Genomic DNA, 24,072 nt, shown 5'->3' with positions numbered 1-24,072 from the left:
TTTTCACACTACATTCTTACTTGGTACGCACTTTTTTAGTGATGGCAAATGCGGTTGCCACTAACAATAGTCCTAGCAAGATATAAATCGCATTATCGCTATCACCTGTAGTTGGAAGTCCTGTACCTTGATCTTGGTAGTTATAAGCATTGTACGGATCATATCCGTTCATGTTATCACCGGTAGCGCTTTGTGAATTACCCATTTGTGTATTAGATGTGTTATTTCCAGGTATAGTTCCAGATGGAGTTGAACCGCTTCCTCCATTATTTGGTTGATTTGGAGGAGTTACAGGATCTTTTGTGAATTGCGCATACAAAGTAATATCATTTGCGGGCATTTTATCGCTTGCAAAATCCCATTTGTTACCACCTTTTTCTGCATCATACCATCCTGTGAACGTGTAGCCTGCTTTTGTTGGAGCTTTTGGTTCTTTTACTAAACTTTGATAGTCTGCTTTTTGCTTAGTTTGCTTCCCATCAACATCAAGCGTTACTGTGTAGCTATTAGCACTAAACTGCGCGTATAAAGTGATATCTTTGGCTGGCATTTTACTTGTTGTAAAGTCCCACTTGTTACCGCCTGTTTTTGCATCGTACCATCCTTTAAAGGTATATCCTTCTTTTGTAGGAGTTGGTGGTTCTTGAAGTAGCTCTTGGTATTTTACTGTTTGCGTGGAAGTTTTACCATCTTCATTTAGCGTTGCAGTATAGTCATTAATAGTAAATTGGGCATACAAATCAATATCATTTGTTGGCATTTTGTTTGTGAGGAAATCCCATTTAGTTCCGCCTGTTTCCGCATCAAACCAACCTGCAAAAGTATAGCCAGTCTTAGTAGGTGCTTTTGGTTCCGTTAGTAAATTGCCAGATTCAACCTCTGTCGCCGTCTCATTTCCATTCACATGATATTTAACATTAAATATCGCTTTTAATGGCTGTGTGACCGTTCCGCTAAAAGTAGCTGTTCCTCTACCAATTGTCACAGATTGATCAAAAGTATAACTTACTTCATTTGTATAACTAGGTAAATTCCAAGTAATATCTGGGTTTGTGTAAGTTCCATTATCGCTAATAGTTGCTGGATTAATTAGTGCTCCAGTTACATTTTTCACTGCATTTGGAACAACTATGTTACTTTGATATTTCACTGGTTGGCTTGTCACTTTTTGCTTATCCAAACCTAACTGTGTAAGTCTTGTAAGTTTAGCTAGTGGTGTAAGGTCGCTTATTTGGTTCGTTCCTGCCGATAGCTCTTGTAAGCTAGTTAAGTTTGCAATAGGGCTTACATCACTCACCTTATTATCGTAGAAAAATAATTGTTTTAGTTTTGTTAAATTCTCCAGCGGGCTTAAATCACTAATTTGATTAGTATATAAAGTTAGAAACTCTAAATTAGGCAAACTGCTTATTGGACTTATATCTTCTAGTTGATTTGTAGGAACTTGTAAAACGGTTAAATTGGTTAAATTAGAAATCGGTTTTAAATCACTAATTTGGTTGGTTGATAAGTTTAAATCTGTCAAATTTGTTAGATTTGAAATTGGAGCTAAGTTACTTATTTGATTATCCATTAAGTTTAATTTCTTTAGGTTTGTTAAACTAGCCAACGTACCAATGTCAGATAAATGATTACTATACAATGATAGCTCTGTTAAATTCGTTAAAATCCCAAGTGGTGTTAAATCGCTAAATTGATTATTATCTAATGTTAGGCTTTGTAAATTGATTAATTTAGCTACTGGGCTTATATCTGTTATCTCATTATCTGATAAATTCAATCGCTTTAAGTTAGTCAATTTATCTAAAGGTTTTATGTCTGTCACTTGATCTCCAATAGATAACCCTTCTAGATTTGTTAAACTACCAATAGGCGTAAGATCACTAATCTCATTACCTGTTATTGCTAAACTGGTTAAGTTAGTTAAATTCGCTAAAGGAGTTACATCTGTTATCTTATTGTAAAACAATGTTAAATCTGTTAAACTCGTTAAATTCTGAAGTGGAGTTAAGTCTGCTACTTGATTATTATTCATTACTAAGCTCGTTAACTTGGATAAATTAGCAAGTGGAGTTAAATCTGTAATTTGATTGTAGCTAAAATTCAATTGCGTTGCATTATTTAGATATTCAACTCCTGCAATAGATGTAATACCTTTTCTATCCGCTTCAAGAGAATTTATTCCATCTAAATCCGTTTGTGTAACTGTATCTGATACTGTTGCTTTTCCTAGATCCGTTTTCACTACTTCAGCTAATGCTGGGTCAGTGAAAAGCGTATTAATAGCTGTTGGAGTAGAAATAGTTGCTGCTTCAACAGCTGTTCCATTACTTGTCGTAACATAAAGACCACCAACACCTACAAGAATTGCTAATAATATACTTCTCAACCACACATATTGTTCTTTTCTCACTATATACACTCCTTTAAACTAGTTAGTAACAATACAAGGTTTAATTGTATATGGCTCTCTAATATAGCAGCGCAATATCTTCTGTCGGAACCGTTTTGCTTGTTAGACTGACATACTATGGTGTTACCGTAATATTGTTCCATTATTTCAGTAGTTACTTTATTTACGGAGTCATAACGATAAATCCGTGTCGCTTATGTTAGAGCATTATTTATATATCTTTCTAAATAGGATTAACCCAATGCTCATTGGTTAGTTCATAAACGTTTTTCGAATTCTATCGCATAATTTTGTACCGCTTTTTGTGGATATTTTTGATTATCTTTTTTTCTAATCAAAACCCCGTAATATATCCTCAAAAACCGTCTTCTCAATTATCGCCTGATTTCGCATCACCCCTCTCAATGTTCATCCAAATAATAATATAATAAAACGTGAAAAAAAGAATGTACTTATGTTAACTTCTACCCTTTATGCTCAAACAAACACATATCTATAGAAATAATGTACTTCTTTTTTCAAGTTATACGAATAATTTATCGAAAAACACGCAAATAAAAAAGACAAAACGAAAAAATACGCCTTCTCTCTTAAAATTGCCAACAGGTACCACCGTTACAGAAATCTCACTCAATCAGGTTGATTAAAATTCTTGCTTAGATACAAATAGCTCTAATTCAACTAAAATTAGTATAACATCAGCTATTTTTGTTGTAAACCAAAAAAACAAAAAAATCACTAAAATTTTCATTTTTTTATTTATTACTTGATATACTTTGAAACGAGCAATTTTATTTGACAGTAGTTTCAGCAGTTCATTACTGTGTTTAATATGATTACTGGCAGGCTATAATAAACACAAAAAGAAGTAGAATCTTTTGATAAAGTTCTACTTCTTTTTGTGTTTTATCTGCTCTTATTTTGTTTTTAGTAAGCAATCTATCCTACAAAATTTCATCTCCAGCAGAGACAAAACTAGTATTAATTATTACTCCTTTTTCAAAATACTTCTCAGCTTTATTACTAAATTTACAGTTATCTATTTAGTTGCACCGTCAAATTAATTTGAATTTGGATAACGCTTTGACCTCGGTTGCTCTTCCCATCATACGGGTCATTTAATAAAAACACGGTTGGACATGTAATTTCTGTTCCTCCTAACACCCATAAATTGTTATAAAAACATGGCACAGTCACCTCTTTTTGCTGTTCCTTGCTCCAATTTTCTTGTAAAAGAGGTCCTAATCGAGTAAATAATTTGGATAGCTCTCCATTTATGATTTCCATACTTCCAGCTGGATAGTAAAAATTATATTGAAATGCTTGATTGTTTAACTCATAATAAGTACCATTATTTGGCATGTGAAACGGTTCAAAAGTTTTTGCATTTTTAGCACCAGCGTTTCTATCCTCTATTCCGAAATCGCAGTTGTTACTATTGGTTAATTTTGCTACATGCGGAGTGAGTTGTTTTTCACCACTGCGCTTATATAATAACATTCCTTTTTTTACCCTTGCTGGTTTACTTAGTTTTGAGGCTGGTATTTTTTTATGACCGTAAGAAACAACCGACATATTATTAATTTCTTCTGGTTTATTCAAAGGTTGTGTTACTTTTCCACTAAAAATTGTTTTCGCAGCACCAAGTTTCACATCTTGGTTAAAGGTATAACTTACTTCTGGTTTATAATTAGGCATTTTCCAAGTTAAGAACGATTTTGTGTAAGTTCCGCCGTCGCTTATCGTAGCAGGATGTATTAGTTTGCCGTTTACCCCTTTTACTTTATTCGAAATAACTAAACGCTTTTGATAATAAATTGGCTGGTTTGAGCTAGCTTGATCAGTTAAATCTAATTCTACAAGATTATATAATCCTTTTAAAGGGCTTATATCGTATAGTTGATTCCCACCTAAAAATAACCAATTCAAAATAATTAAGTTTCTTAATGGGCTTAAATCACTTACTTTATTATTATTTAAATTTAATGCCTCTAATTCCTTTAATTTTTCTAGCACCTTTATATCACTAATTTCATTATTAGATAACACTAACCATCTTATGTTAGTTAACTTTGATAGCGAACTAATTTCACTTATCTTATTATGACCTAATTCTAAAATATCTAGTTTGGTTAAACCCGCAAGTGGATTGATATCACTTATTTCATTATTATCTAGTGATAAGCTTCTTAATTTGGTTAAACCCTTTAGAGATTCGATATTGCTTACTTCATTATCTATTAGTGATAACTTGGTTAAATTAGATAAATATTGCATACCTTGGATAGATTTTATATCTTTCTTATCCCCATTAATTTCGGTAATACTTTCTAACTCATTCCGATAAACGGTTTCTTCTACACTTTCCTTCCCTAAGTAGCTTCTTATTATTTCAGCTAAAGCTGGGTCCGGAAAAATTTTTTCAATAGGTATTGGCTTCGTAATACATGAATTGCCTGTTGCCTGTACTTTTGTGCCATCATTTACGTCGATGAACGCAATAACAGATGTTACCAATAATATTGCTAGTATGTTTTTTAACCAATATTTTTTTGCCACAGTTTACACCACACCCCTTATTAATTGTAGACCTAAGAAAATAAAATTTCCGTTCATTTCTTTGTCTATAGTCTAAAAATAATTAAAACCGAGTGTTAACTCTACAACAAAAGTTAAACAGGAATGTGAATTATTGGTCTATTGCCAACTTTTTTTGATAAGACAACTGCTGATAAAGCATCTAAGTGGAATAATAAGTATTTTGGAGTTCTATTCTTCTACCATTTCTTACTTAAGATTCTTTTCAAATCAACTTTACTATTGATAGCTAAGATGATTATCGTTCCTAAAAGCATCGTTAATACTTCCCCAATCCCTACAAATAAATAGGTTTCTAAAAATGGAAATCCTAGTACCCATTTTAATTCTGCAGCCACCGTAAACATAGATAAACTCACAATAAAACTTGCTACAATTAATTTAATACTCCATCTTTTTATGCTTGATGTAATCATAAAAGTTAGTGCTAGAGCAAGAAAACTAGACCCACCGCCTATAAAAGCATCTATAACACCTAATGGAGAATATAAATTAGAAATTACCACTCCCATAGTTATACTCCAAATATATTTCCTATCAAAAACTACTAATAAGTTAAACATTTCGGATATTCGTAGTTGGATGGCTCCATAGCTGATAGGATTCAACAGAAAAGTTACTACGATATATAAACTTGTTACCAGCGCCATCTGAGCTAACTCAATCACTTGATAATCACTTTTAGTTTTATCCATCTTTATTCTCCTTTATAAAATAGAAAACTATTTTACTAATAACTTTGATCAAAGGATGGGATAACTAAATATCCACTGAAGTATCAAAGTTTACATTTTATTTTATAATCCAACCACCATCTACGGGAATAATTGCCCCTTGTAAATAAGATGCCCCTTCACTTGCCAAAAATAAGGTGACTTTTGCAACTTCTTCCGCTTCTCCCCATCTTCCAACAGGCGTTTCATTTGCTACTTGCTGAGCTATCTCTCCATCACCTTCAAAGTCTTTTTGGTTCATTTGTGTACGAATAGCACCTGGAGCAATACCATTTACTCTAATTCCATAGGTAGCATAATCATAGGCTAATTGTTTTGTATAACCAATAACCGCATGCTTTGAAGCTGTGTAAGCTGCCCCTCCACCACCTGCGACTAGACCAGCTACAGAAGCCATTGTAATAATAATCCCTTTTCTATTTTCAATCATTATTTTTAGAACTTCTTGCGTTAAGTAATGCAGACTTTTAAAATTTGTATCCATAACATAGTCAAAATATGCTTCATCTATGTCTAAAGCCGGCTTATAATCGTCTAATACTCCAGCTGTATGGATTAGTATTTCAATCCCGCCCCCAACACTAGCATATTTAACAGCCTCTTTTATAGCTTTTTTATCCCTTACATCACCCTCAAAAAAATGGAAATTTTGATGTTTTATAAAAGTTGGCTGAACATCCATTCCAAACACTACTGCTCCTTTTTTTAAAAAAAGTTCTGTTTGCGCAAGCCCGATACCAGAAGAAGTCCCTGTAATAAAGACTCTTTTATTTTTAATCATAAACTTCTTCCCAATCCTCTGCTAACAAGTCACAAATCGTCGGTACATATACAGAATATCCCTCTCCATCTACATAAATAAGAAAATATGGTAATATGTCCTCGTCTTGAAACTCGGCTTTTTCAATTAGACAAATATGCTTTTCATTTCCTGTAAAGCCCGTTCGGATTACTCTCCTATTTGCTTTTATAAGGGGTAAAATTTCTTCAAACGTCAACTTCCTAACTCCTATCCTCTAATATTTTTCATTTATGAAACTTCGCCACCAAATTTTATAACAAGTTACTTTTTTAAACAAGCAAAAAACCGTAAACAATGTGAGACTCATTTGTTTACGGTTAATTTTTGTGGATTATTTCACCATTCTTGATTCACTCTCATCAAAATACTGTTTACCAATTTTTAATTTCTCGCTAAATAGCTCGTTAACTGTAACAAATTGATAACCTTGTTTTTTCAGTAGTTTTAATGTTTTTTCGAGGCTATCCCCTGTTGTCGGATGGATATCATGCATTAATACAATCGCTCCATCTGATGCATTAGCCAAGACTTTCATTGTTACTGATTTTGGATTTCGGATTTTCCAATCTTCCGTATCTACGGACCATTGAATGATTGGAATTCCAATCTCCTCAGCTACCTCTTTGTTCACTGCACCATAAGGCGGACGCATCGTTGTTGGGAAATATCCCGTTTGATCGAATACCACTTTTTGCGTTTTTAAAATTTGATCATATACTTCTTTTTTAGAAAGCTTAGTTAATTGTGGATGATCCCATGAATGGCTACCTACTTGATGTCCAGCATCTAATTCTTGTTTTACTAAGCCCGGATTTGCTATTACACGAGATCCAAGGACAAAGAAAGTTGCTTTTGCATTATATCGCTTAAGTGTTGCCAAAACTTTTGGCGTAACTGACGGACTCGGACCATCATCAAAAGTAAGGGCAATTTTTTTACCTGATTTAGCTTTTGGTGTTGCAGGAATCCGTATATCATCTGGTAAATAACGTTTATTCACATCACTAGCAATATCAGCAAGTTTTAATTTCACTTGTTTTATTTTTGGATAGCCTGGAATTTCAATTGGTAAAATCAACTCTGTGCTTGTTAACCCAAAATTTGTGTCGTCCCAATCGACTAAACTCTTGACTTCCCCAAGATTCCCAATATCTTTAAGAGGAATTTCCCCTGATTTAATAATTTCTTGTTCTAACATAGTTTTAACGTCTAATTTAGTCTCGTCATTCTTTATTAGAACATTCCCTAGAGTTAGTAACGCACCTGTATCAGCATCTGTTACCAAATTCGTGCAAATATCTTTTTCATTTTCGAGTGTTAATTGCGTACTTCCAGTTTTAACGTACTCATATTGCTCTACTTTATAAGATATTGCGTTTTTCGCCAACGTTTGCTTATGATAAGTATAAAAAAGAATCCCTTCCTTATCTTTAAGCTTATTTTTCTCTAAATTTGTGGCTTTTTCCATTTCGTTTTGAATCGTTTTATTGTCTTCTTTTTTTACTGTCTTAGGAATATATGAAATTATTTCGATTCCATCTTCTGTCTTATCCAATCTGCGAAAATCACTTCCATTTTTCTCTTCCATTTGCTTATCCATTTGCGCGATTACTTTATTGCGTGATTTCGTATATTGATATTTTTGATATCCCTTCACACCAGCAAAAACCACAACAATAATAAGAATAGCAGCAACTAGAAACCTAAGCCACCTAATTTTCACCTTATACACCTCACCGAAGAAAAACCTTCCCCAGCTCTTCTCACAATTTCAATTATACAGGAAATCATACAGGTTTCTAGTGTTAAAATGAAAATAGTATAAAAGCACCAAAAAGGCACGGATAAAGTGGGAGCTTTTGTCCGTGCCGAGTTTATAGTTACAGGATTACCCCTGAAAACTAGCATATTGTGAAATATTTCACTATTAATTTTACCTTAAATAACTACATTCCGCAAATATAAAATGTTTCATTTTTTCATAAAAAAACACTTGGATGTCATTTATCCAAGTGCTACATCTAGAACCATCATCACAGCAAACCCCGCCATTGTCGCAGCAGTTGCTAGGTCAGTAGAACCTTCGACTTGCGACTCTGGAATTAATTCTTCTACAATAACGAAAATCATCGCCCCTGCAGCAAATGCAAGCGCATATGGTAATATCGGTGTTACAAAAACAACTAGAACTGCACCGAGTACTGCAAAAATCGGTTCTACCACAGCTGATAATTGACCGTACCAAAAGCTTTTTCCTCGAGACAAGCCTTCACCTCGTAATGGTATCGATACCGCTGCCCCTTCTGGGAAATTTTGAATCCCAATCCCAAGAGCCAGTACAATTGCTGTAATTAATGTCTCTGTGTCCCCAGTGATAACTGCCCCAAAAGCAACCCCTACTGCTGCCCCTTCTGGAATGTTGTGTATCGTAATCGATAACACGAGCAAGATGCTTTTCCGAAGCGATGTTTTTGGTCCTTCTTTCGCTTGTTCCGGAAAACCAAAATGCAGATGCGGAATAATCCGATCAATCGCACGCAGGAAAATCCCACCTAATAAGAAACCGATGAGCGCTGGGACAAAGGAAAATCTTCCCATGTCTTTGCTCATTTCAATTGCCGGGGCAAGTAGTGACCAAAAGCTTGCTGCCAGCATAACTCCAGCAGCAAACCCAAGCATTACATTGCCCCATTTTTTATTCAAATTTTTAAAGAAAAATACGAGTGATGCTCCGGCTGCTGTACATGCCCAAGTAAAAATTCCAGCAAGTAGAGCTAATAATACCGGATTTAGTGTTGATAAATAATTTAACAAGTTGCTTTCTCCCTTTTTCTATGCATTTATTTGCCAGACCAACCTTGCTTAAAACCTTTCACAAAAGCACGCGATTTATTTACACCTGTTTTTACAGCCCATACCGAACTATAAACAGATACTTTAGCAACTGTACCAGCTACTTCTCCTGTTTTTTGTGCAACTTTTTCTACTTTTATGCCTAGTTCGTCTAATGATTTTGCCATTTTGCACCCCCAAAACGCTTGTCTTTCCTTCATGATAAAGCAATTAGTATGATTATTCAAGAGAGTTCTTTTTTTAGACAGTTTGTAGTATACTCCATGTGAAAGCTATGACTGAAAGGATGATTTCCATCAAAAAGAATTTAAAAAACTTAGCAAAACTTGCTTTTTATTTCATTCCTATCATATTTCTTTTAACCATCAGTAGCCCCGTCTTAACCTATTTCCACGTAAATAGTCCATTTTTCTCAAGCGTATTATGGATGCAATCCGCGACTATTTTTATGTTAGTTTTACTTTTTTGCGGAATATTATTTAGCGCATTAGCCGAACGTTTGAAAAAATAGTACTCTCAGCATTGTGTATTCAGTCACATTCATACTATAATAAAATTGTTACATATAAAAAGGGAGAGGGAGATTAATATGACGGGACTCGGGGTTTTACTATTTTTAGCAGGTATTGGTGTACTAATTTTTGGAATTTTGCACCACAGAAAGAGAAATTGGCCTCGTAGAAAAACACAAATTGTTATCATTAGCTCTATTTTAGCGATTATTATTGGGTTTGGAATAATTCCAAGCTCAGACAACGAAGAAGCTTCAAATGAAAAACCGAAACAAGAAGAGAAAACAAAGAAAATAAGCGTTAAGCCAGTATTAAAAGCGGAAACTGCATTTTCAACAAATGATGAAGGAACTATTGTTATTAAGGGAGAAACAAATCCTGGAGTAGAAGTGGCACTTATTTTTAAAGACATACCCAATGAATATACAACAGCAGACGATAATGGTGCTTTCACTTTTTCACTTGATGAATTTGACGAAGCTAAGGAAGCAATCCTTTCCATTAATATTGATGGAGAAACAAAAGAACAACCACTTTCTTTAACATTAAGTCCTAGCTATGAAACAAAAGTTGCTGCAAAAGCTGAAGAAGAACGTATCGCTGCTGAAAAAGCAGAAGCCGAACGAGTAGAAAGTGAACGTGTGGCTGCGGAAGAGAAAAAAACACAGGAAGCCAAAGTTGCCGCTGAAAAGAAAGCGGCACAAGAACGTGTGGCTTCAGAAAAAGCCAAGGCTGCTGAAACAAAACAAGCCGAAGCAAAACGAGCTGAAGCTGCTGCACAACCAGATACTAACAACAAACAAGGAGAAACAGTTTACATCACTGCTACAGGGTCAAAATATCATTACAGTCAAGACTGCCGGGGATTAAACAATTCTAATGGTGAAACGGCTGTAACTATTGATGAAGCAAAAGCACAAGGATTTACACTTTGCGGATTCGAATAGCTAAAAAAGGCAAGATTCCTAATTCAAAAGATGTAGTGTGCCCCTAAAGCTAGACCAAAAAATCTAACTTTGGAGGCACACTACAGGAATCTTGCCTTTTTATTGAATTTTAATTGAAAAAATGGTACATGTATGATAAATTTATATAGATATATTGTTGATTATTATATTTATGTAAAGTAACTCCTATTTTAATTATACAATAGATTCCCCTTCTTAGTCAAGAAAATTTTTACACAAAATTGGAGGTAGCCAAATGAAGCCATATGTACTAAGATTCCAAGAGATTGACGAAGCAAACCAAACACTTGTCGGCGGAAAAGGAAAAAATCTAGGTGAGTGTTCTAAAATCAATAGCCATCTAGTTCCACCAGGTTTTTGCATTACAACAGAAGCTTACAAAGAAAGCTTCAACGAGAACAATCATTTTCAGGAATTAATCAAACAACTCGCTACTCTAAAAGCAACCAATCTTCTAGAAATTCGCGAAATAAGCAAGAATATCCGTGAAGTAATTGAAAATACACCTATCTCTCATACACTAGTCAATGAAATTAACCGAGTACTTTTAGAATTTAATAATCGAGAAGCATTCGCTGTTCGTTCTAGCGCAACTGCGGAAGACTTACCAAGCACTTCTTTTGCCGGTCAACATGATACTTATTTAAATATTATCGGGGAGAAAGAACTACTTCGACATATTAGCAAATGTTGGGCTTCTTTATTTACTGAACGGGCAATTATATATCGTATTCAAAATGATTTTGACCATAGCAAAGTATATCTTTCTGTCGTTATCCAACAAATGGTTTTCCCAATAGCATCCGGTATTTTATTTACAGCAGATCCGATTACTTCTAATCGAAAAGCAGTAACTATTGACGCTAGTTTTGGACTAGGCGAAGCAATCGTTTCCGGTTTAGTAACTGCAGATGCTTATAAAGTAGAAGAAAATAAAATTATAGAAAAAATAATTGCCAGCAAAAAAATCGCTATTTACGGTCAAAAAAACGGTGGCACCGAAATGCGCCCAATCGACCTTTCTAAACAAACCGAGCAAACGCTGTCTGACGAGCAAATATTAGCGCTCGCAAAGCTTGGCAAAAAAATCGAAGCTTACTTTGGAAAACCGCAAGATATTGAGTGGTGTTTAGTTGATAATGTCTTTTATATCATCCAAAGCCGCCCTATTACTACTTTATTTCCGGTTCCAGAAATTAACGACCAAGAAAATCACGTTTATGTATCCGTCGCTCATCAACAGATGATGACAGATGCCATGAAACCACTCGGCTTATCTTTTTACCTAATGACAACGCCAGCTACCATGTATCCCGCCGGTGGAAGATTATTCGTAGATATTACCGAAAGCCTCTCCTCTCCAACTACTCGAGATATTATGGTCAACTCACTCGGCCAATCAGATCCACTAATGAAAGACGCTTTACAAACCATAGTCGAACGTGAAAATTTCATCCAAATGCAATCTGAGGACACTACGAACAAACATGTTCCATCACCTGCAAAACTTACAAATCGAACAATTCCAGATATCTCTGTTGTTTCCGAACTAATAATGCAGAACCAAGAATCTCTTGAAAAACTACAACTAAACATTCAATCAAAAAACGGTACAGAACTATTCGATTTTATCGTAGCAGACCTCCAAGAATTAAAAAACGTCCTCTTTAACCCTACAAGTATTGATGCAATTATGGCTGGAATGGACGCTTCTGCTTGGTTAAATGAAAACATTTATTTATGGCTAAACGAAAAAAATGTTGCAGACACTTTATCTGAATCCGCACCGAATAATGTCACTTCGCAAATGGGATTAGAGTTATTAGATGTAGCAGATGCTATTCGACCACACCCAGTTGTAATCAACTATTTAGAGCAAACAAGCGACATTCATTTCTTAGATCAACTAGACCTATTGGCGGGTGGGAAAGAAGCAAAAACTGCCATTGAAAATTATCTGACTAAATACGGCATGCGTTGTCCTGGAGAAATTGATTTAACGAAAACTCGCTGGATAGAAAACCCAACTACGCTCATTCCATTAATTTTAAGCAACATTAAAAACTTTGGGCCTCATGCAAGTAAGCAGAAATTCGAACAAGGAGAAATTGCTTCCAGAAATAAAGAACAGGAAATTTTAGAACGCCTAAAGCAACTGCCGGGTGGTTCACAAAAAGCAATTGATACTAAAGCTAAAATAGCGGTTTTACGTCATTTTATCGGTTACCGGGAATACCCTAAATACGGAATGATTCATCGCTATTTCATCTATAAACAAGCATTACTAAAAACTGCCGACCAACTTGTTCAACATGGTATTCTTAAGCAAAAGGAAGATATTTATTTTCTTTATTTCGATGAATTGCAAGAAACGGTTCGCACCAATAAAGTCAATTATGCCCTCATCACTGCCCGAAAAAACGATTTTACTTCGTATGAAAAACTAACTCCACCGCGCATTATCACATCCGATGGAGAAATAATTACTGGAAAATATAATCGCGACAATATTCCAGAAAAAGCACTCATCGGATTACCAGTTTCATCTGGTATTATCAAAGGACGTGCTCGGGTTATTTTAGATATGGAACATGCTGATTTAGAGCCTGGAGATATTTTAGTTACCCCATTTACTGACCCGAGTTGGACACCAACATTCGTCTCCATAGAGGGTCTTATCACCGAGGTTGGTGGACTGATGACGCACGGTGCAGTTATCGCCCGAGAATATGGATTGCCAGCTGTTGTTGGAGTTGAAAACGCCACCAAACTAATTAAAGATGGTCAACATATTCTAGTAAATGGTACAGAAGGGTATATTGAGATACTTCAATAAAAAAGGACTGGTACAAAAGGTCGCTAAAATGAAAAACAAGCAGAAATCATGTTTATTCCATTTTTCAAAATGGCTCTATACAATGATTTCTGCTTTTCTATTTTCCAATTTTTATTGCTGCGCTTTAGTTATGTCCCAGCATCTTTATTTTTCTTATTTAACTTCTTTTCTTCCAAAGAAATAGTCCGGAAGCAGAAAATATCATTCCTATAACGAACGTTTCCCACAGACGACTATCCCCGGTTTTTGGTAATGCCGTTTTTATGGATGCTTTGGTACTTGCACCATTACTTACTACTATATTTGTTTTACTATTTTTACCTTTGTCATGCTTCTCTGGATTATCTGGTGTTGTTGGATCAACTGTAGCTGACCCACCATTGTCATTTTTAATTGTAAATTGTGCATACAATGTTATATCGTTTGCCGGCATTTTATCCACAGCAAAGTCCCATTTGTTTCCGCCTGTTTTAGCATCATACCAGCCAGCGAATGTATAACCAGCTTTTGTTGTTGGATTGGCTGGTGCAGAAACAAGTTCTCCTGCTTGTACTGATTCTGTTTCCACTATCGCTCCATCTACATCAAAATCAGCAGTGTAAGCTACTTCTATTTCTTTTAATGGTTGGGTTACAACACCACTATAATAACCTTGCGAATTTCCAATAGTCACTATCTTACTATAATTATAGGAAAGTGTTGAATTATAAGCTGTTAAAGACCACTCTACATTAGGTGAATTATAAACCCCATTATTACTAATTGTAGAAGGCGCAACAATGGTCCCGTCTACATCTTTTATTTTATTCGGGATGGAAATGAATGTTGCATAATTGATTTCAGGATTCGTTATTTTTTGATTTACCATAGAAAAATACACCATTTTGGACATACTTGCTAGCGGACTTAAATCAGTAATATAGTTTTCAACCACCTCCAAAGAAGTTAGATTGGTTAAATTGGCTATTGGAGACAAATCTGTTATTTTGTTTCTTGAAATGTCTAATCTAGTTAAGTTAGTAAGCTCACTTAACGGACTCAAATCCACAATGCCTCCTCCTGAATATAAATCGATGCTAGTCGCACCAGTTAGGTATTGCAATCCTTCTATGTTACTAACTGGTCGCATTTGAATTTGAAATAGGTCAATGCTTGCTAATGTATCCTCCGTAACAACAGTATCTACCGTAACATTCAAATTACTGGCAATCGCATCTGCTAACCCATCATCTGGAAAAACCTCACTAATTTTCGCTGGCAAAGTAGTAGTCGCATTACCAATAAGCGGATTAGCTAGCATTAGTGCTACTAAAAAAATACTACTAATTATCATTTTGCTTAAACTCTTCATGTAATCTCCTTTCTTTCATATTCGGCTATTGTATTTCAAATAAATGATACCATGCGCTACGATAATTCTTTTTACTCTTTCAGTACTACTTGCACATGCACATTTTCTTTCTAAACCACGTAATATCAATGGTTTTATAGTATTAGAAAAGAAAAGCTTCACTTAACAGACATATTTTCGTCAAAAAAACACACTGATTTCTCAGTGCGCTTTTTCAGTTCGGTACAACTAAATCCGTATCAGGATCGTTACTTTCTTTATTTGTTGATTTAATTTCTACAAAAACTTTATGTGGTAGACATACAATCGTATCACCCGGTTTGGATTTCCAGCCCATCATCACACCTACTTGATCCGGACTGTTATCTTCTTTAATTCTGATTCTCTCGTCGTCTACCTCCATCAAATTATATTGAGTACCTTTTCCTTTAATTTTAAATTGTTCATTTCCTTCATGTCCTGTTAACGTGACTTCACGAATAACTGTACCATTTTGTGAGACGATTGCTACTACTTCATCACCGGCTGTTTTTGCTTCCGCTACAGTAAAAAGAATTAATGGTAAAAATGAGCCCAAAATTAGTATAACAATAATAACAAAATCAAACGGGCGTACCATTTTCATATATTGACGCATATTCTCTCCTAACTAGCCCTTATGATTAGCATTAAAATCAAGACTAATCCCTGGCTCATCAAACGCAATCTCGGTCACATCGTATGTTAAGCGCTTGATGTAATCAATTAATGGGTTAGACAATCCTTCTACATCTGGAATTGATAGATCTGAAAACTGTCCAAAATAATCTTTCACTTGAACGATACGACTGATTCTGCCATCAATCCGAAATTTTTCAAGTGCTAATACGAACGGAATCGTTATTTTGAAAATTTTCCCTTTAGCCATTAGTTCAACATTTCCACCAATTGGTTCTACTTCATGGACTTCTAATTCAATTTTGTTTTCAATTTGCCCGTTTTCTTCCAAAATTGTTTCGAAGTTGTATTTTTCTACGACAATTTTATTCGTTACTATATCCACAAATTCACCTCATTATAATGTATACCTGTATACTACAGGATATTTTAGTTTGCGACAAATTCTTTTAGCAAGTGATTTCGATTCGATTTCCTTCTGGATCCGCGATGACACTTTCATAGTAACCATCTCCTGTTGTTCTTGCTTCACCTAGAACTTCAAATCCCGCTTTTCTTAGCTTTTCTGTCAGTAAATCCACTGTTGCTTTTGATTCTGTTGCGATTGCAATGTGCGCCCAACCTAATTTTTCACCAGCTACTTCTTCTGATACATCCGTACGTTTCATTAATTCTAAACGTGCACCCGTTTCGAAAGTCAAAAAGTAAGACGAGAAGCCTTTCGTTTTATTTTCGTATACATCGTTTGCTGTTGCACCAAAATAATTAACATAAAAATCTTTCATTTTCTCTAAATTGCTTGTCCATAATGCAATATGTTCAATTTTCATCAAAAATCCTCCTATTTATAAAAAAATCGCTGCTAAAACCCAGTAAACAACGGCAGCTAAAAGTCCCGCAAGTGGTAAAGTTATAAACCAAGTCACTACCATATTTTTACCTGTCCGCCAGTTCACTTCTTTTTTATGATTGGCTGTTCCAACCCCCATAATTGAGCTATCAATTACTTGTGTTGTACTGACTGGCAAATGGATAAGAGTGGCTGTCATGATTACTGACAGTGAGCTCAAATCAGAAGCAACTCCTGTGACTGGAGTAATCTTCATAATTTTTGTTCCAACTGTTTTGATAATCCGGTATCCACCTACTGATGAACCAATTGCCATGGAGGCCGCACAACTTAATTGTACCCAAAATGGGATTCCTGCTGATTCTTGCAAAAGACCACTAGCCACCAAAGCTAGCGTAATAATTCCCATCGTTTTTTGGGCATCGTTCGTTCCGTGCCAATATGCTTGCATTGCCGCAGTTCCAATTTGAATAAAACGAAAACGGCGGTTCATTTTACCTAATTTTTTATCGTGAAAAAGATTTTTAAAGAGCGAATAAATCAAATATCCCACTGTAAAACCAATAATTGGTGAAACAATCAGCGCAATAATAATTGTGGTAAACCCAGCCCAATTAAGTACACTAAAACTGCTAGCAGAAGCAATTGATGCTCCTGCTATCGCACCAATCAGCGCGTGAGAGGAGCTACTAGGCATTCCAACTAGCCATGTCATCAAATTCCAAATAACCGCTGCAATCAGCCCACACAGCACAACAAATTCGCCATTATTAAGCGAAAATGGATCAACAATGCTTTTCGTAAGCGATTCTGCTACCCCAGTAAACGAAATCGCTCCTAAAAAGTTCATAATCGCAGCTAAGCCAATTGCCACTCGAGGTTTTAATGCTCTCGTTGAAATACTTGTAGCCACCGCATTCGCAATGTCATGAAATCCATTTATAAAGTCAAACGCCAATCCCATAAAAACGATAATAATCGTAATTAAAATAACCGTATCCATTCAGCAGTTCCCCTTGTCGAAATTCCTTTTTGTACTATATACCCCTTTTTTCTTAAAAATAAAAAGAACCTGTTCTTATCTTAGCAACAGATTCTTGTTAGTATCATTATAATTCATCATTCCAGCTGTCAGTATCATAATCATAGCTGTCGTCATAGTTGTACCCATCATCATAATTATAGCCATCCATCATATTGTGCATACCACCGTCGTTTGCCACGAAAAAGATGAAACCAATCAGGCAGATAATAACAATCATTGTATTAACAACAGCTATCCCAATCCCACTAATTAGCAGTCCTAGGTTACTTTTCATTACTTCGCCTTTTCTGCGGATAATTAGATAAATCACCAAAATAATAAATACATTGACAAAAACCATAAGTAGACACCAAAGAATCGCGTTCATTCCGCGTTGTTCTGCATCTTTATAAACCCAAATAGCTAAAAGCGCTTTTGCTGCTAAGCCTAGTATCGTCGCAAATACTAAAAAAATTGGAAAAAGTACTGCTACTCCCATTTTATCCCCTCATTTTCTATATAATTTGTTTTATATTCCTTTTTGCTAACTGTTAATATCCCAGCAATTAAAAATAAAATTCCGGAAATAGTAAGAATTTGTAGTCCGCCTAAAACAATAAAGCAAGTACCAAAAACTGTTACTTTTGCATGGTTATTTTTAATTTTAAATGCACCGATAAATCCGAAAACTGCAGAAATCAAAGCGAAAAAAGCAGCTACAAGTGCAAAAAAAGTGAATAGTCCCACCACAAATGTATCTTCTCCACTGCTATAAGAATAAGGCTCCGCATACATCATAAAAGTGCTAAATCCAAATAAAATAGCGTATAAAGCAGCTCCGAAAAAAGTTAGAATACTAAATGATGCACCGATAATTAGTAAAATAAATTCTGTTTGTCTATTCATTAAATCCTCCATCTGCTTATTTATTCTCCCTACAGTGTACCACGAAATCATGCTTGACCAAATGGAAAAGTATAAATATTCACGAAAAATTCACGAAAAAGCCACTTCCTATAAAAAAACCGTAAACAAAGCGAATTTCACTTCATTTACAGCTTGATGATATCGATTTATTTTTCAGCATTTAATCCTTTTTGGTACTTTAAAAAAAGGGTCTCGAACTCCATTTTATCAAAATCGTACTTGTTTCCTTTGGCTATTGCTTGTAATTTCTTCAAACAAATATGCCAACCAGCAACGTCTCTTGGCGTATGATCCGTAATAGTTTGAAGTTGTTCGGTGAAAGTCACTAGTGTTTTGTTTTCTGCTGATTCAGATAACTCAAAAGTGACATTATCGTCGTCCCATTCAAAACTCAATATTCGATTCGTTTCCCAAGCTAAAATTGGCATTGTTATTTTTTCTTCAGGCGTCATTACAAAAAGAAGATGTCCACTTGGCCCAGGTTCTCCTACTTCTAGTTCATCAAACCACTGAACTAATCCTGCATTTGTAGTCAATAGTTCAAAAACACTTGTAACTGGAGCATTTATTTCTAGTTCAAATTTAACCTTAGTAGATTTACTTGCATGCTTTTCAATGCTTTCTTTCATCCAAATCCCCCCAAGTAATTTGCTTTCATTTTCGCATAGTTTAGTGATTAGTGCAAAAAGAAAGATTCCCTCTAGCGTTCCTTCACCACTCGCTCGTATAGAGCTTCCAATTCTTCATAACTAAGCTCTCTAGGTCGCCTGCGTTCCATACTTGTTATGAAGCTTAAAATTTCGACTAAAACCCACGAGTCATTTGCTTTTTGCTCGTTCTTCACCAAAAGCGCCTCCTCTAGTTATTCTGTATGTAAAGCATCTATCGGCATTTTCTTAGCTGCTTTACGCGCTGGAACTACGCCAAATAAAATCCCAATAAACATCGAAAAAACCACTGCCAAAAGAATAGTAGTAATTGAAACAGACTTTTCAAAATCAGCCAGCATTGTGACTGGTTGAGCAGAAAGAACTCCGAATGTAATCCCAATCACCTCACCAAATAAACTAAGCACGACAGCTTCCACTAAAAATTGCAACAAAATATCGCCATCTCTTGCTCCAATTGCTTTTCTAATACCAATTTCTCTAGTGCGTTCTGATACGGATACGAGCATAATGTTCATAATTCCGATCCCCCCAACTAAAAGAGAAATTCCTGCGATTGCACCTAGTCCAAAAGTTAATGTTTTCGTAATACTGTCAAAAGTATCTAGTGCCTCTTGTTGGTTGACAACCTCATAACTATCTTGAGCATTTGGGAAAAGTTGACTCATATTTCGCTTCACTCGATTGACCACACCTGGGACAGCTTTAGCATCTTTCGCCTGAATATAATATAAATTAATCGAATCTGTCTTAAAAAGTCTTTCTGCAGAGGTAATTGGAATAAATAATTGTTTACCAGTTGAACTAAATAAGCTTTCTCCTTTTTCTTGTAGTACTCCGATAATTAAATATCGTACTCCAGAAACCCGGATATATTCCCCAACCGGATTCCGCTCTTTAAAATAGGTTTTAGCAATGTCAGAATCAATGACAGTTACTTTTTGAGCGTAGTTTATGTCTACTTCTGAGCAAAATCGCCCTGCTGCTAATTCTACATTTTTCATATCTGAATAATCTTCATTTATACCAGTCACTTGCATCTCTTCTATATGTTCACTATTTCTAACCACTTTTGTTTGCGTTACTTCTGGAGAGCCCATTTCGTCATCAGTTAAAAGGCTTGTCGCTTCCCTATAAGTGAATTTATCCGTTGAACTACTAGGTAAAAAATTAACTGATACCAAATTACTTCCCATATCCCCTAATTGAGTTGATACATTTTTTGAGATGGCCTCGCCAATAGTAACAAGTAAAATAACGGAAAAAACGCCAATAATTATTCCGAGCATTGTCAAAAAAGTCCGGAATTTAGAGGAGCCTAGTTGTTTTAAAGCTAGTTTTACGTTTTGGTAAATTTTCATTTTCCATTCCATTCACGGAGTTTTCCGTCTTTTATTTCCAAAATTCTTTCTGCTTGATTAGCAATATTTATGTCGTGAGTAATTATTATTAACGTGTTACCTTCCTGATGAATTTCTTTCAGTAAAGCCATCACTTCCTCGCCTGTTTTGGAATCTAAAGCCCCTGTTGGTTCATCTGCTAATAAAATTTCTGGATTTCCTGTAATTGCTCTGGCTATCGCGACACGTTGCTGTTGCCCACCCGAGAGTTGTGTCGGTAAGTGTTTTTGCTGATTCAACAAACCTACTCGCTCTAAACTTTTCAAGACTTTTCGTCTTCGTACAGCTTTGTCGACGCCTCGATAAATTAGCGGTAATTCCACATTTTCAAATGCAGTAAGTTTTGGCATTAAATTAAATTGCTGAAAAACAAATCCAATCATTTCATTTCTAATTTTCGCTACTTTTTTAGGCGATAGTTTTGATAAATTCGTCTTTTTCAAATAATATTCTCCTAAACTCGCCTTATCTAGTATGCCAAGAATATTCATCAACGTAGATTTCCCCGAACCAGAAGGACCAATAATTGCAATAAACTCTCCTGAATCTATACAGAAAGATATATCTTCTAATGCGCTTACTTTGTTATCTCCCATCTGGTATGACTTAAAAATATTAACTAACTGTATCATGTAACATTTAGCTCCCATCAATTCTAAGGAATAATTACAGGCTGGCCTACTTCAAGACCTTTTAATACTTGAGTTTACTTAGTGTTATGTTCACCTGTTTCAATCCATATTTTCGTTTTCTGCTTATCTTTGCCAATAATATACGCATAGGTTTTGTCTGTTTTATCGGTATGCACTGCTTCAATTGGGATAATCAATGTGTTTTCTTCTAAAGCTACGAGCACATCTGTAGGGTTAAGTAAGTCTTACCCCTATATCTTAGCTTATTCTAATGACAATCAACCAAAAATTCCTCTGATTAGGTTGTTTAGTACTTCAGTAACATCTGGGAAATTAATTGCTCCAGAAAAGTTACCTAGTAATTGTAGAAAGAAATTCATCTGTTTTCACCTCACGATACTATGTAGTTGGAACTTATATCCAAAGTTAATTATAGCCGATAGAGCCGCCTTTTATAGCGCTTCCATTTCTAAAAAACATTGACTTTTAAACTGTAACCCAAATGCCCTTTATGCAATCTATATAACAAGTTAATCCAGAACAATTTTCAAAAAATGTTTATTTTTAGTTGTCAAACATATTGATTTAGACACATTTTCGCAATATTTAACCTTTGTCACAAGCGAAAAATGGATTAAACTCGGAATTGTTATTATCGATCATTTGCTGATGTTTAAAATTGGATGTTTCTAGATGAAAAATACAATTATAATGACAAAAATTCCTTGTCAAATTACTTATTTACATTACGATACATATTTCTTTTCACGGAAATCATCCAAAACTGGACAAAGACCGCCAACATGAGATAATAGATAAAAAGATTGATAGGAGCGAATAATTAGTATGACTAAAATTGGATTTATCGGCGCAGGAAATATGGGGACAGCGATGATTCGCGGCCTTGCAAAAGCAAAATTAATCGATAAAAAAAACTTATTTGTTTGTGGTAGAAGTATGGAAAAATTACACCCCCTTGCCTCAGAGTTTAACGGTATCCAGTTGACGACTAATGCCGAAAATTTAGCAGAAGAAGCTGACATCATTATTTTGTCCGTAAAACCATATACTATTTCAGAAGTAATAACAAATATCCAAAAAAAACTTACTTCAGAAAAAATCATTATCTCCGTTGCTGCGGGAGTAACCATTGCTGATTTGGAAAAACTAACCACACCAGAAACCAAAATTATTCGTGTTATGCCAAATACACCTGCACTTGTAGGTGAAGGTATGTCTTCCATTTCATCTAACGCAAGTGTAACTACTGAAGAAACAGCGATAGTTGCTAAAATTTTTTCAAGTTTTGGTAAAGCAGAAGTCGTTCCGGAGAGTTTGATGGATGCAGTTGTTGGAGTAAGCGGTTCTTCTCCTGCCTATGTTTATATGTTTATTGAAGCTTTAGCAGATGGAGCTGTGTTAAATGGCTTACCACGCGATAAAGCTTATAAATTTGCCGCACAAGCAGTTCTCGGTGCCGCAAAAATGGTGCTCGAGACTGGTGAACATCCTGGTAAGTTGAAAGACATGGTCACTTCTCCTGGTGGAACAACAATTGAAGCAGTGAAATCTTTAGAAGATAACGGCTTTCGTTCGGCTGTAATAAATGCTGTTCAAGCAGCTGCTTCCAAAAATAGTTCGATGTAAGTTAATTATAAATATTTAACGAAAAAATACTTTTCTTCGCCTTTTAAAGGAAAATCTTGAATTCTGCCAAGCTCCGTATATCCACACTTCTTATAAAATTCTGGAGCTTGGTAACTAAAGGTTGTTAATGAAATATGGTGGCAATGGTGCGTTTTTCCGTATGCTTCTATTTCATTCATTAACGCAGTCCCCAAACCACTTCCTTGCTGGCTTTCATCCACTGAAAGTAGCGAAACATACAATTCTCCATAACTCATTTTTGCAGTAACCCCACCAACCATTTCTAAAGCATCATTCAGTATCGCAAAACTAACATAGGTTGCATCACTTCTAGGTATATCGAACCCAAGTCGCCTCTTGTGATCTAACAATCCCTCTACTACTTTTGATTCTACTTCCTCAAGTGGTAATTCTTTTATTTGAAATGCCATTTTTACTCCTCCTTTTATTTTGCATAAAAAAACACCACTAGAAATAAGTGGTGCTTTGTCATTTATTTTAAATTTGTTACACGACCATAGCCGGCAATGTATTTTTTCCAATAGCCAGAGGTGATGGAATCGTATTTTACTCCATTATTTTGGGCATTTAGCATTTTGCCATTACCAACGTAAATACCAACATGTGCAATACCTTTACCATAATTAAAGAAAATTAAGTCGCCGTTTTTCAATTCACTTGCTTTAATTTTCTTAGTGGAAGCGTATTGTTGTTTAGCAGTCCGCGGGATAGATTTTTTGATTCCTTTAGAATAAACGTACTGCGTGTATCCTGAACAATCGAAACAGCTCGGACCAGTTGCGCCCATTTTGTATCGTTTGCCGATATGTTTTTTTGCTTCATTATTTAAGGAAGTAAAGCTTTGTGTCGAGGCAACAGGTGCTTTGTATGTAGTAACACATTTCCCTGATACGTACCCAACCTTACCATTATAAGTTGTTTTATACCAATTGTTTTTTGTTTTTGCAGTAAAAGTAACGGTTGTCCTATTTTTGTAAAATCCGATGACTTTCCCTTTGGTGTTGTCTGTTGTGCGGATATTAACATCGGCTGTAGTCGTCATCTTATAAGTTGTCGCTGCAAATGCATTATTTGTTGGTAAAAATAGTATTGAAAAAGAAATCATTAAAGCTATAAATGCAAAAAAAATCTTTCTTCGCGTTGCTATTATTCTCAATCCACGCACCCCTTTTTATATAG

25 protein-coding genes are annotated in these 24,072 nt (G+C 35.3%); 3 read left to right on the top strand and 22 right to left on the bottom strand.

Annotated features, from left to right (window positions below):
* Nucleotides 1-16: 16 nt before the first annotated feature.
* From JL53_RS02495 to JL53_RS02460, 8 genes are all read right to left on the bottom strand, one after another.
* A complete protein-coding gene (locus JL53_RS02495) occupies nucleotides 17-2,413 on the bottom strand; it encodes a leucine-rich repeat domain-containing protein (RefSeq protein ID WP_038406660.1) in 2,397 nt (798 codons plus the stop codon).
* A 1,035-nt stretch (nucleotides 2,414-3,448) separates the two neighbouring features.
* Nucleotides 3,449-4,972, bottom strand: a complete 1,524-nt coding sequence (locus JL53_RS15100; protein ID WP_052010530.1) for a leucine-rich repeat domain-containing protein — start codon at nucleotides 4,970-4,972, stop codon at nucleotides 3,449-3,451.
* Nucleotides 4,973-5,190: 218 nt separating this feature from the next.
* Nucleotides 5,191-5,706, bottom strand: coding sequence for a QueT transporter family protein (locus JL53_RS02485; RefSeq protein WP_003718530.1), 516 nt, complete (start codon nucleotides 5,704-5,706; stop codon nucleotides 5,191-5,193).
* Between the two features lie 97 nt (nucleotides 5,707-5,803).
* A complete protein-coding gene (locus JL53_RS02480; protein ID WP_038406659.1) occupies nucleotides 5,804-6,526 on the bottom strand; it encodes a 3-oxoacyl-ACP reductase in 723 nt (240 codons plus the stop codon).
* A complete protein-coding gene (locus JL53_RS02475; RefSeq protein WP_038406658.1) occupies nucleotides 6,519-6,743 on the bottom strand; it encodes a DUF2829 domain-containing protein in 225 nt (74 codons plus the stop codon). Before JL53_RS02475 ends, JL53_RS02480 begins: the two co-directional genes overlap by 8 nt.
* 135 nt (nucleotides 6,744-6,878) lie before the next feature.
* Nucleotides 6,879-8,270, bottom strand: a complete 1,392-nt coding sequence (locus JL53_RS02470; protein WP_038406657.1) for a polysaccharide deacetylase family protein — start codon at nucleotides 8,268-8,270, stop codon at nucleotides 6,879-6,881.
* A 281-nt stretch (nucleotides 8,271-8,551) separates the two neighbouring features.
* Entirely contained in the window at nucleotides 8,552-9,361 is an 810-nt protein-coding gene (locus JL53_RS02465; RefSeq protein WP_038406656.1) for a ZIP family metal transporter, read from the bottom strand.
* 26 nt (nucleotides 9,362-9,387) lie between these two features.
* Nucleotides 9,388-9,567, bottom strand: coding sequence for a hypothetical protein (locus JL53_RS02460; protein ID WP_003718523.1), 180 nt, complete (start codon nucleotides 9,565-9,567; stop codon nucleotides 9,388-9,390).
* Nucleotides 9,568-9,983: 416 nt separating this feature from the next.
* On the opposite strand from JL53_RS02460, the gene JL53_RS02455 reads away from it, so the two are divergent.
* Together JL53_RS02455 and ppsA are read left to right on the top strand one after the other, a co-directional pair.
* Entirely contained in the window at nucleotides 9,984-10,859 is an 876-nt protein-coding gene (locus JL53_RS02455) for a hypothetical protein (protein WP_038408124.1), read from the top strand.
* A gap of 256 nt (nucleotides 10,860-11,115) precedes the next feature.
* Nucleotides 11,116-13,716, top strand: a complete 2,601-nt coding sequence (gene ppsA, locus JL53_RS02450) for a phosphoenolpyruvate synthase (protein ID WP_038406655.1) — start codon at nucleotides 11,116-11,118, stop codon at nucleotides 13,714-13,716.
* Nucleotides 13,717-13,873: 157 nt separating this feature from the next.
* Here the strand turns inward: ppsA and JL53_RS02445 are convergent, their stop codons facing one another.
* The 12 genes from JL53_RS02445 to JL53_RS15935 form a co-directional block, all read right to left on the bottom strand.
* The gene (locus JL53_RS02445) at nucleotides 13,874-15,067 is read right to left on the bottom strand and encodes an Ig-like domain-containing protein (RefSeq protein ID WP_052010528.1); all 1,194 of its coding nucleotides are present in this window, start codon (nucleotides 15,065-15,067) and stop codon (nucleotides 13,874-13,876) included.
* A 214-nt stretch (nucleotides 15,068-15,281) separates the two neighbouring features.
* Nucleotides 15,282-15,704 carry a NusG domain II-containing protein gene (locus JL53_RS02440; protein WP_038406654.1) on the bottom strand — a complete coding sequence of 141 codons (423 nt, stop codon included), beginning with the start codon at nucleotides 15,702-15,704 and terminating at the stop codon, nucleotides 15,282-15,284.
* Nucleotides 15,705-15,716: 12 nt separating this feature from the next.
* Nucleotides 15,717-16,109: a DUF1149 family protein gene (locus JL53_RS02435; protein ID WP_003718517.1), complete on the bottom strand. Its 393-nt coding sequence runs from the start codon at nucleotides 16,107-16,109 to the stop codon at nucleotides 15,717-15,719.
* A gap of 64 nt (nucleotides 16,110-16,173) precedes the next feature.
* Nucleotides 16,174-16,554: a VOC family protein gene (locus JL53_RS02430; protein WP_003718516.1), complete on the bottom strand. Its 381-nt coding sequence runs from the start codon at nucleotides 16,552-16,554 to the stop codon at nucleotides 16,174-16,176.
* Between the two features lie 15 nt (nucleotides 16,555-16,569).
* Nucleotides 16,570-17,577 (bottom strand): inorganic phosphate transporter, encoded by a 1,008-nt coding sequence (locus tag JL53_RS02425; RefSeq protein ID WP_038406653.1) that lies wholly within the window; start codon nucleotides 17,575-17,577, stop codon nucleotides 16,570-16,572.
* 106 nt (nucleotides 17,578-17,683) lie between these two features.
* Nucleotides 17,684-18,097 carry a hypothetical protein gene (locus JL53_RS02420; RefSeq protein WP_038406652.1) on the bottom strand — a complete coding sequence of 138 codons (414 nt, stop codon included), beginning with the start codon at nucleotides 18,095-18,097 and terminating at the stop codon, nucleotides 17,684-17,686.
* Nucleotides 18,088-18,504 (bottom strand): DUF4064 domain-containing protein, encoded by a 417-nt coding sequence (locus JL53_RS02415; protein ID WP_003718512.1) that lies wholly within the window; start codon nucleotides 18,502-18,504, stop codon nucleotides 18,088-18,090. Before JL53_RS02415 ends, JL53_RS02420 begins: the two co-directional genes overlap by 10 nt.
* Before the next feature lie 167 nt (nucleotides 18,505-18,671).
* Nucleotides 18,672-19,154, bottom strand: a complete 483-nt coding sequence (locus JL53_RS02410) for an SRPBCC domain-containing protein (protein WP_003718510.1) — start codon at nucleotides 19,152-19,154, stop codon at nucleotides 18,672-18,674.
* Between the two features lie 71 nt (nucleotides 19,155-19,225).
* The gene (locus tag JL53_RS15510) at nucleotides 19,226-19,369 is read right to left on the bottom strand and encodes a BH0509 family protein (RefSeq protein WP_003718509.1); all 144 of its coding nucleotides are present in this window, start codon (nucleotides 19,367-19,369) and stop codon (nucleotides 19,226-19,228) included.
* 18 nt (nucleotides 19,370-19,387) lie between these two features.
* Entirely contained in the window at nucleotides 19,388-20,566 is a 1,179-nt protein-coding gene (locus JL53_RS02405; RefSeq protein WP_234288420.1) for an ABC transporter permease, read from the bottom strand.
* The gene (locus JL53_RS02400) at nucleotides 20,551-21,225 is read right to left on the bottom strand and encodes an ABC transporter ATP-binding protein (protein WP_038406651.1); all 675 of its coding nucleotides are present in this window, start codon (nucleotides 21,223-21,225) and stop codon (nucleotides 20,551-20,553) included. The genes JL53_RS02405 and JL53_RS02400 overlap by 16 nt, the downstream gene beginning before the upstream one ends.
* A gap of 74 nt (nucleotides 21,226-21,299) precedes the next feature.
* Nucleotides 21,300-21,422 carry a hypothetical protein gene (locus JL53_RS15935; RefSeq protein ID WP_258378546.1) on the bottom strand — a complete coding sequence of 41 codons (123 nt, stop codon included), beginning with the start codon at nucleotides 21,420-21,422 and terminating at the stop codon, nucleotides 21,300-21,302.
* A gap of 649 nt (nucleotides 21,423-22,071) precedes the next feature.
* On the opposite strand from JL53_RS15935, the gene proC reads away from it, so the two are divergent.
* Nucleotides 22,072-22,872 (top strand): pyrroline-5-carboxylate reductase, encoded by an 801-nt coding sequence (gene proC, locus JL53_RS02395; RefSeq protein ID WP_003718502.1) that lies wholly within the window; start codon nucleotides 22,072-22,074, stop codon nucleotides 22,870-22,872.
* Between the two features lie 5 nt (nucleotides 22,873-22,877).
* Here the strand turns inward: proC and JL53_RS02390 are convergent, their stop codons facing one another.
* A complete protein-coding gene (locus JL53_RS02390) occupies nucleotides 22,878-23,303 on the bottom strand; it encodes a GNAT family N-acetyltransferase (protein WP_003718501.1) in 426 nt (141 codons plus the stop codon).
* A 62-nt stretch (nucleotides 23,304-23,365) separates the two neighbouring features.
* Nucleotides 23,366-24,049 (bottom strand): NlpC/P60 family protein, encoded by a 684-nt coding sequence (locus JL53_RS02385; protein WP_038406650.1) that lies wholly within the window; start codon nucleotides 24,047-24,049, stop codon nucleotides 23,366-23,368.
* Nucleotides 24,050-24,072 lie beyond the last annotated feature (23 nt).

Origin of the sequence: Listeria ivanovii subsp. londoniensis (assembly GCF_000763495.1) — a bacterium.
In the GTDB taxonomy this organism is placed as follows: domain Bacteria; phylum Bacillota; class Bacilli; order Lactobacillales; family Listeriaceae; genus Listeria; species Listeria londoniensis.
This window is presented reverse-complemented; position numbering and strand designations above follow the sequence as displayed.

What these genes read in the sequence shown, in the direction of transcription:
- JL53_RS02390 (WP_003718501.1), bottom strand. Translation starts at nt 23,303, where the DNA reads ATGGCATTTCAAATAAAAGAATTACCACTTGAGGAAGTAGAATCAAAA.
- JL53_RS02460 (WP_003718523.1), bottom strand. Translation starts at nt 9,567, where the DNA reads ATGGCAAAATCATTAGACGAACTAGGCATAAAAGTAGAAAAAGTTGCA.
- JL53_RS02425 (WP_038406653.1), bottom strand. Translation starts at nt 17,577, where the DNA reads ATGGATACGGTTATTTTAATTACGATTATTATCGTTTTTATGGGATTG.
- JL53_RS02430 (WP_003718516.1), bottom strand. Translation starts at nt 16,554, where the DNA reads ATGAAAATTGAACATATTGCATTATGGACAAGCAATTTAGAGAAAATG.
- JL53_RS02400 (WP_038406651.1), bottom strand. Translation starts at nt 21,225, where the DNA reads ATGATACAGTTAGTTAATATTTTTAAGTCATACCAGATGGGAGATAAC.
- JL53_RS02480 (WP_038406659.1), bottom strand. Translation starts at nt 6,526, where the DNA reads ATGATTAAAAATAAAAGAGTCTTTATTACAGGGACTTCTTCTGGTATC.
- JL53_RS02420 (WP_038406652.1), bottom strand. Translation starts at nt 18,097, where the DNA reads ATGGGAGTAGCAGTACTTTTTCCAATTTTTTTAGTATTTGCGACGATA.
- JL53_RS02405 (WP_234288420.1), bottom strand. Translation starts at nt 20,566, where the DNA reads ATGGAATGGAAAATGAAAATTTACCAAAACGTAAAACTAGCTTTAAAA.
- ppsA (WP_038406655.1), top strand. Translation starts at nt 11,116, where the DNA reads ATGAAGCCATATGTACTAAGATTCCAAGAGATTGACGAAGCAAACCAA.
- JL53_RS02415 (WP_003718512.1), bottom strand. Translation starts at nt 18,504, where the DNA reads ATGAATAGACAAACAGAATTTATTTTACTAATTATCGGTGCATCATTT.
- JL53_RS02445 (WP_052010528.1), bottom strand. Translation starts at nt 15,067, where the DNA reads ATGAAGAGTTTAAGCAAAATGATAATTAGTAGTATTTTTTTAGTAGCA.
- JL53_RS02410 (WP_003718510.1), bottom strand. Translation starts at nt 19,154, where the DNA reads ATGAAAGAAAGCATTGAAAAGCATGCAAGTAAATCTACTAAGGTTAAA.
- JL53_RS02485 (WP_003718530.1), bottom strand. Translation starts at nt 5,706, where the DNA reads ATGGATAAAACTAAAAGTGATTATCAAGTGATTGAGTTAGCTCAGATG.
- proC (WP_003718502.1), top strand. Translation starts at nt 22,072, where the DNA reads ATGACTAAAATTGGATTTATCGGCGCAGGAAATATGGGGACAGCGATG.
- JL53_RS02440 (WP_038406654.1), bottom strand. Translation starts at nt 15,704, where the DNA reads ATGCGTCAATATATGAAAATGGTACGCCCGTTTGATTTTGTTATTATT.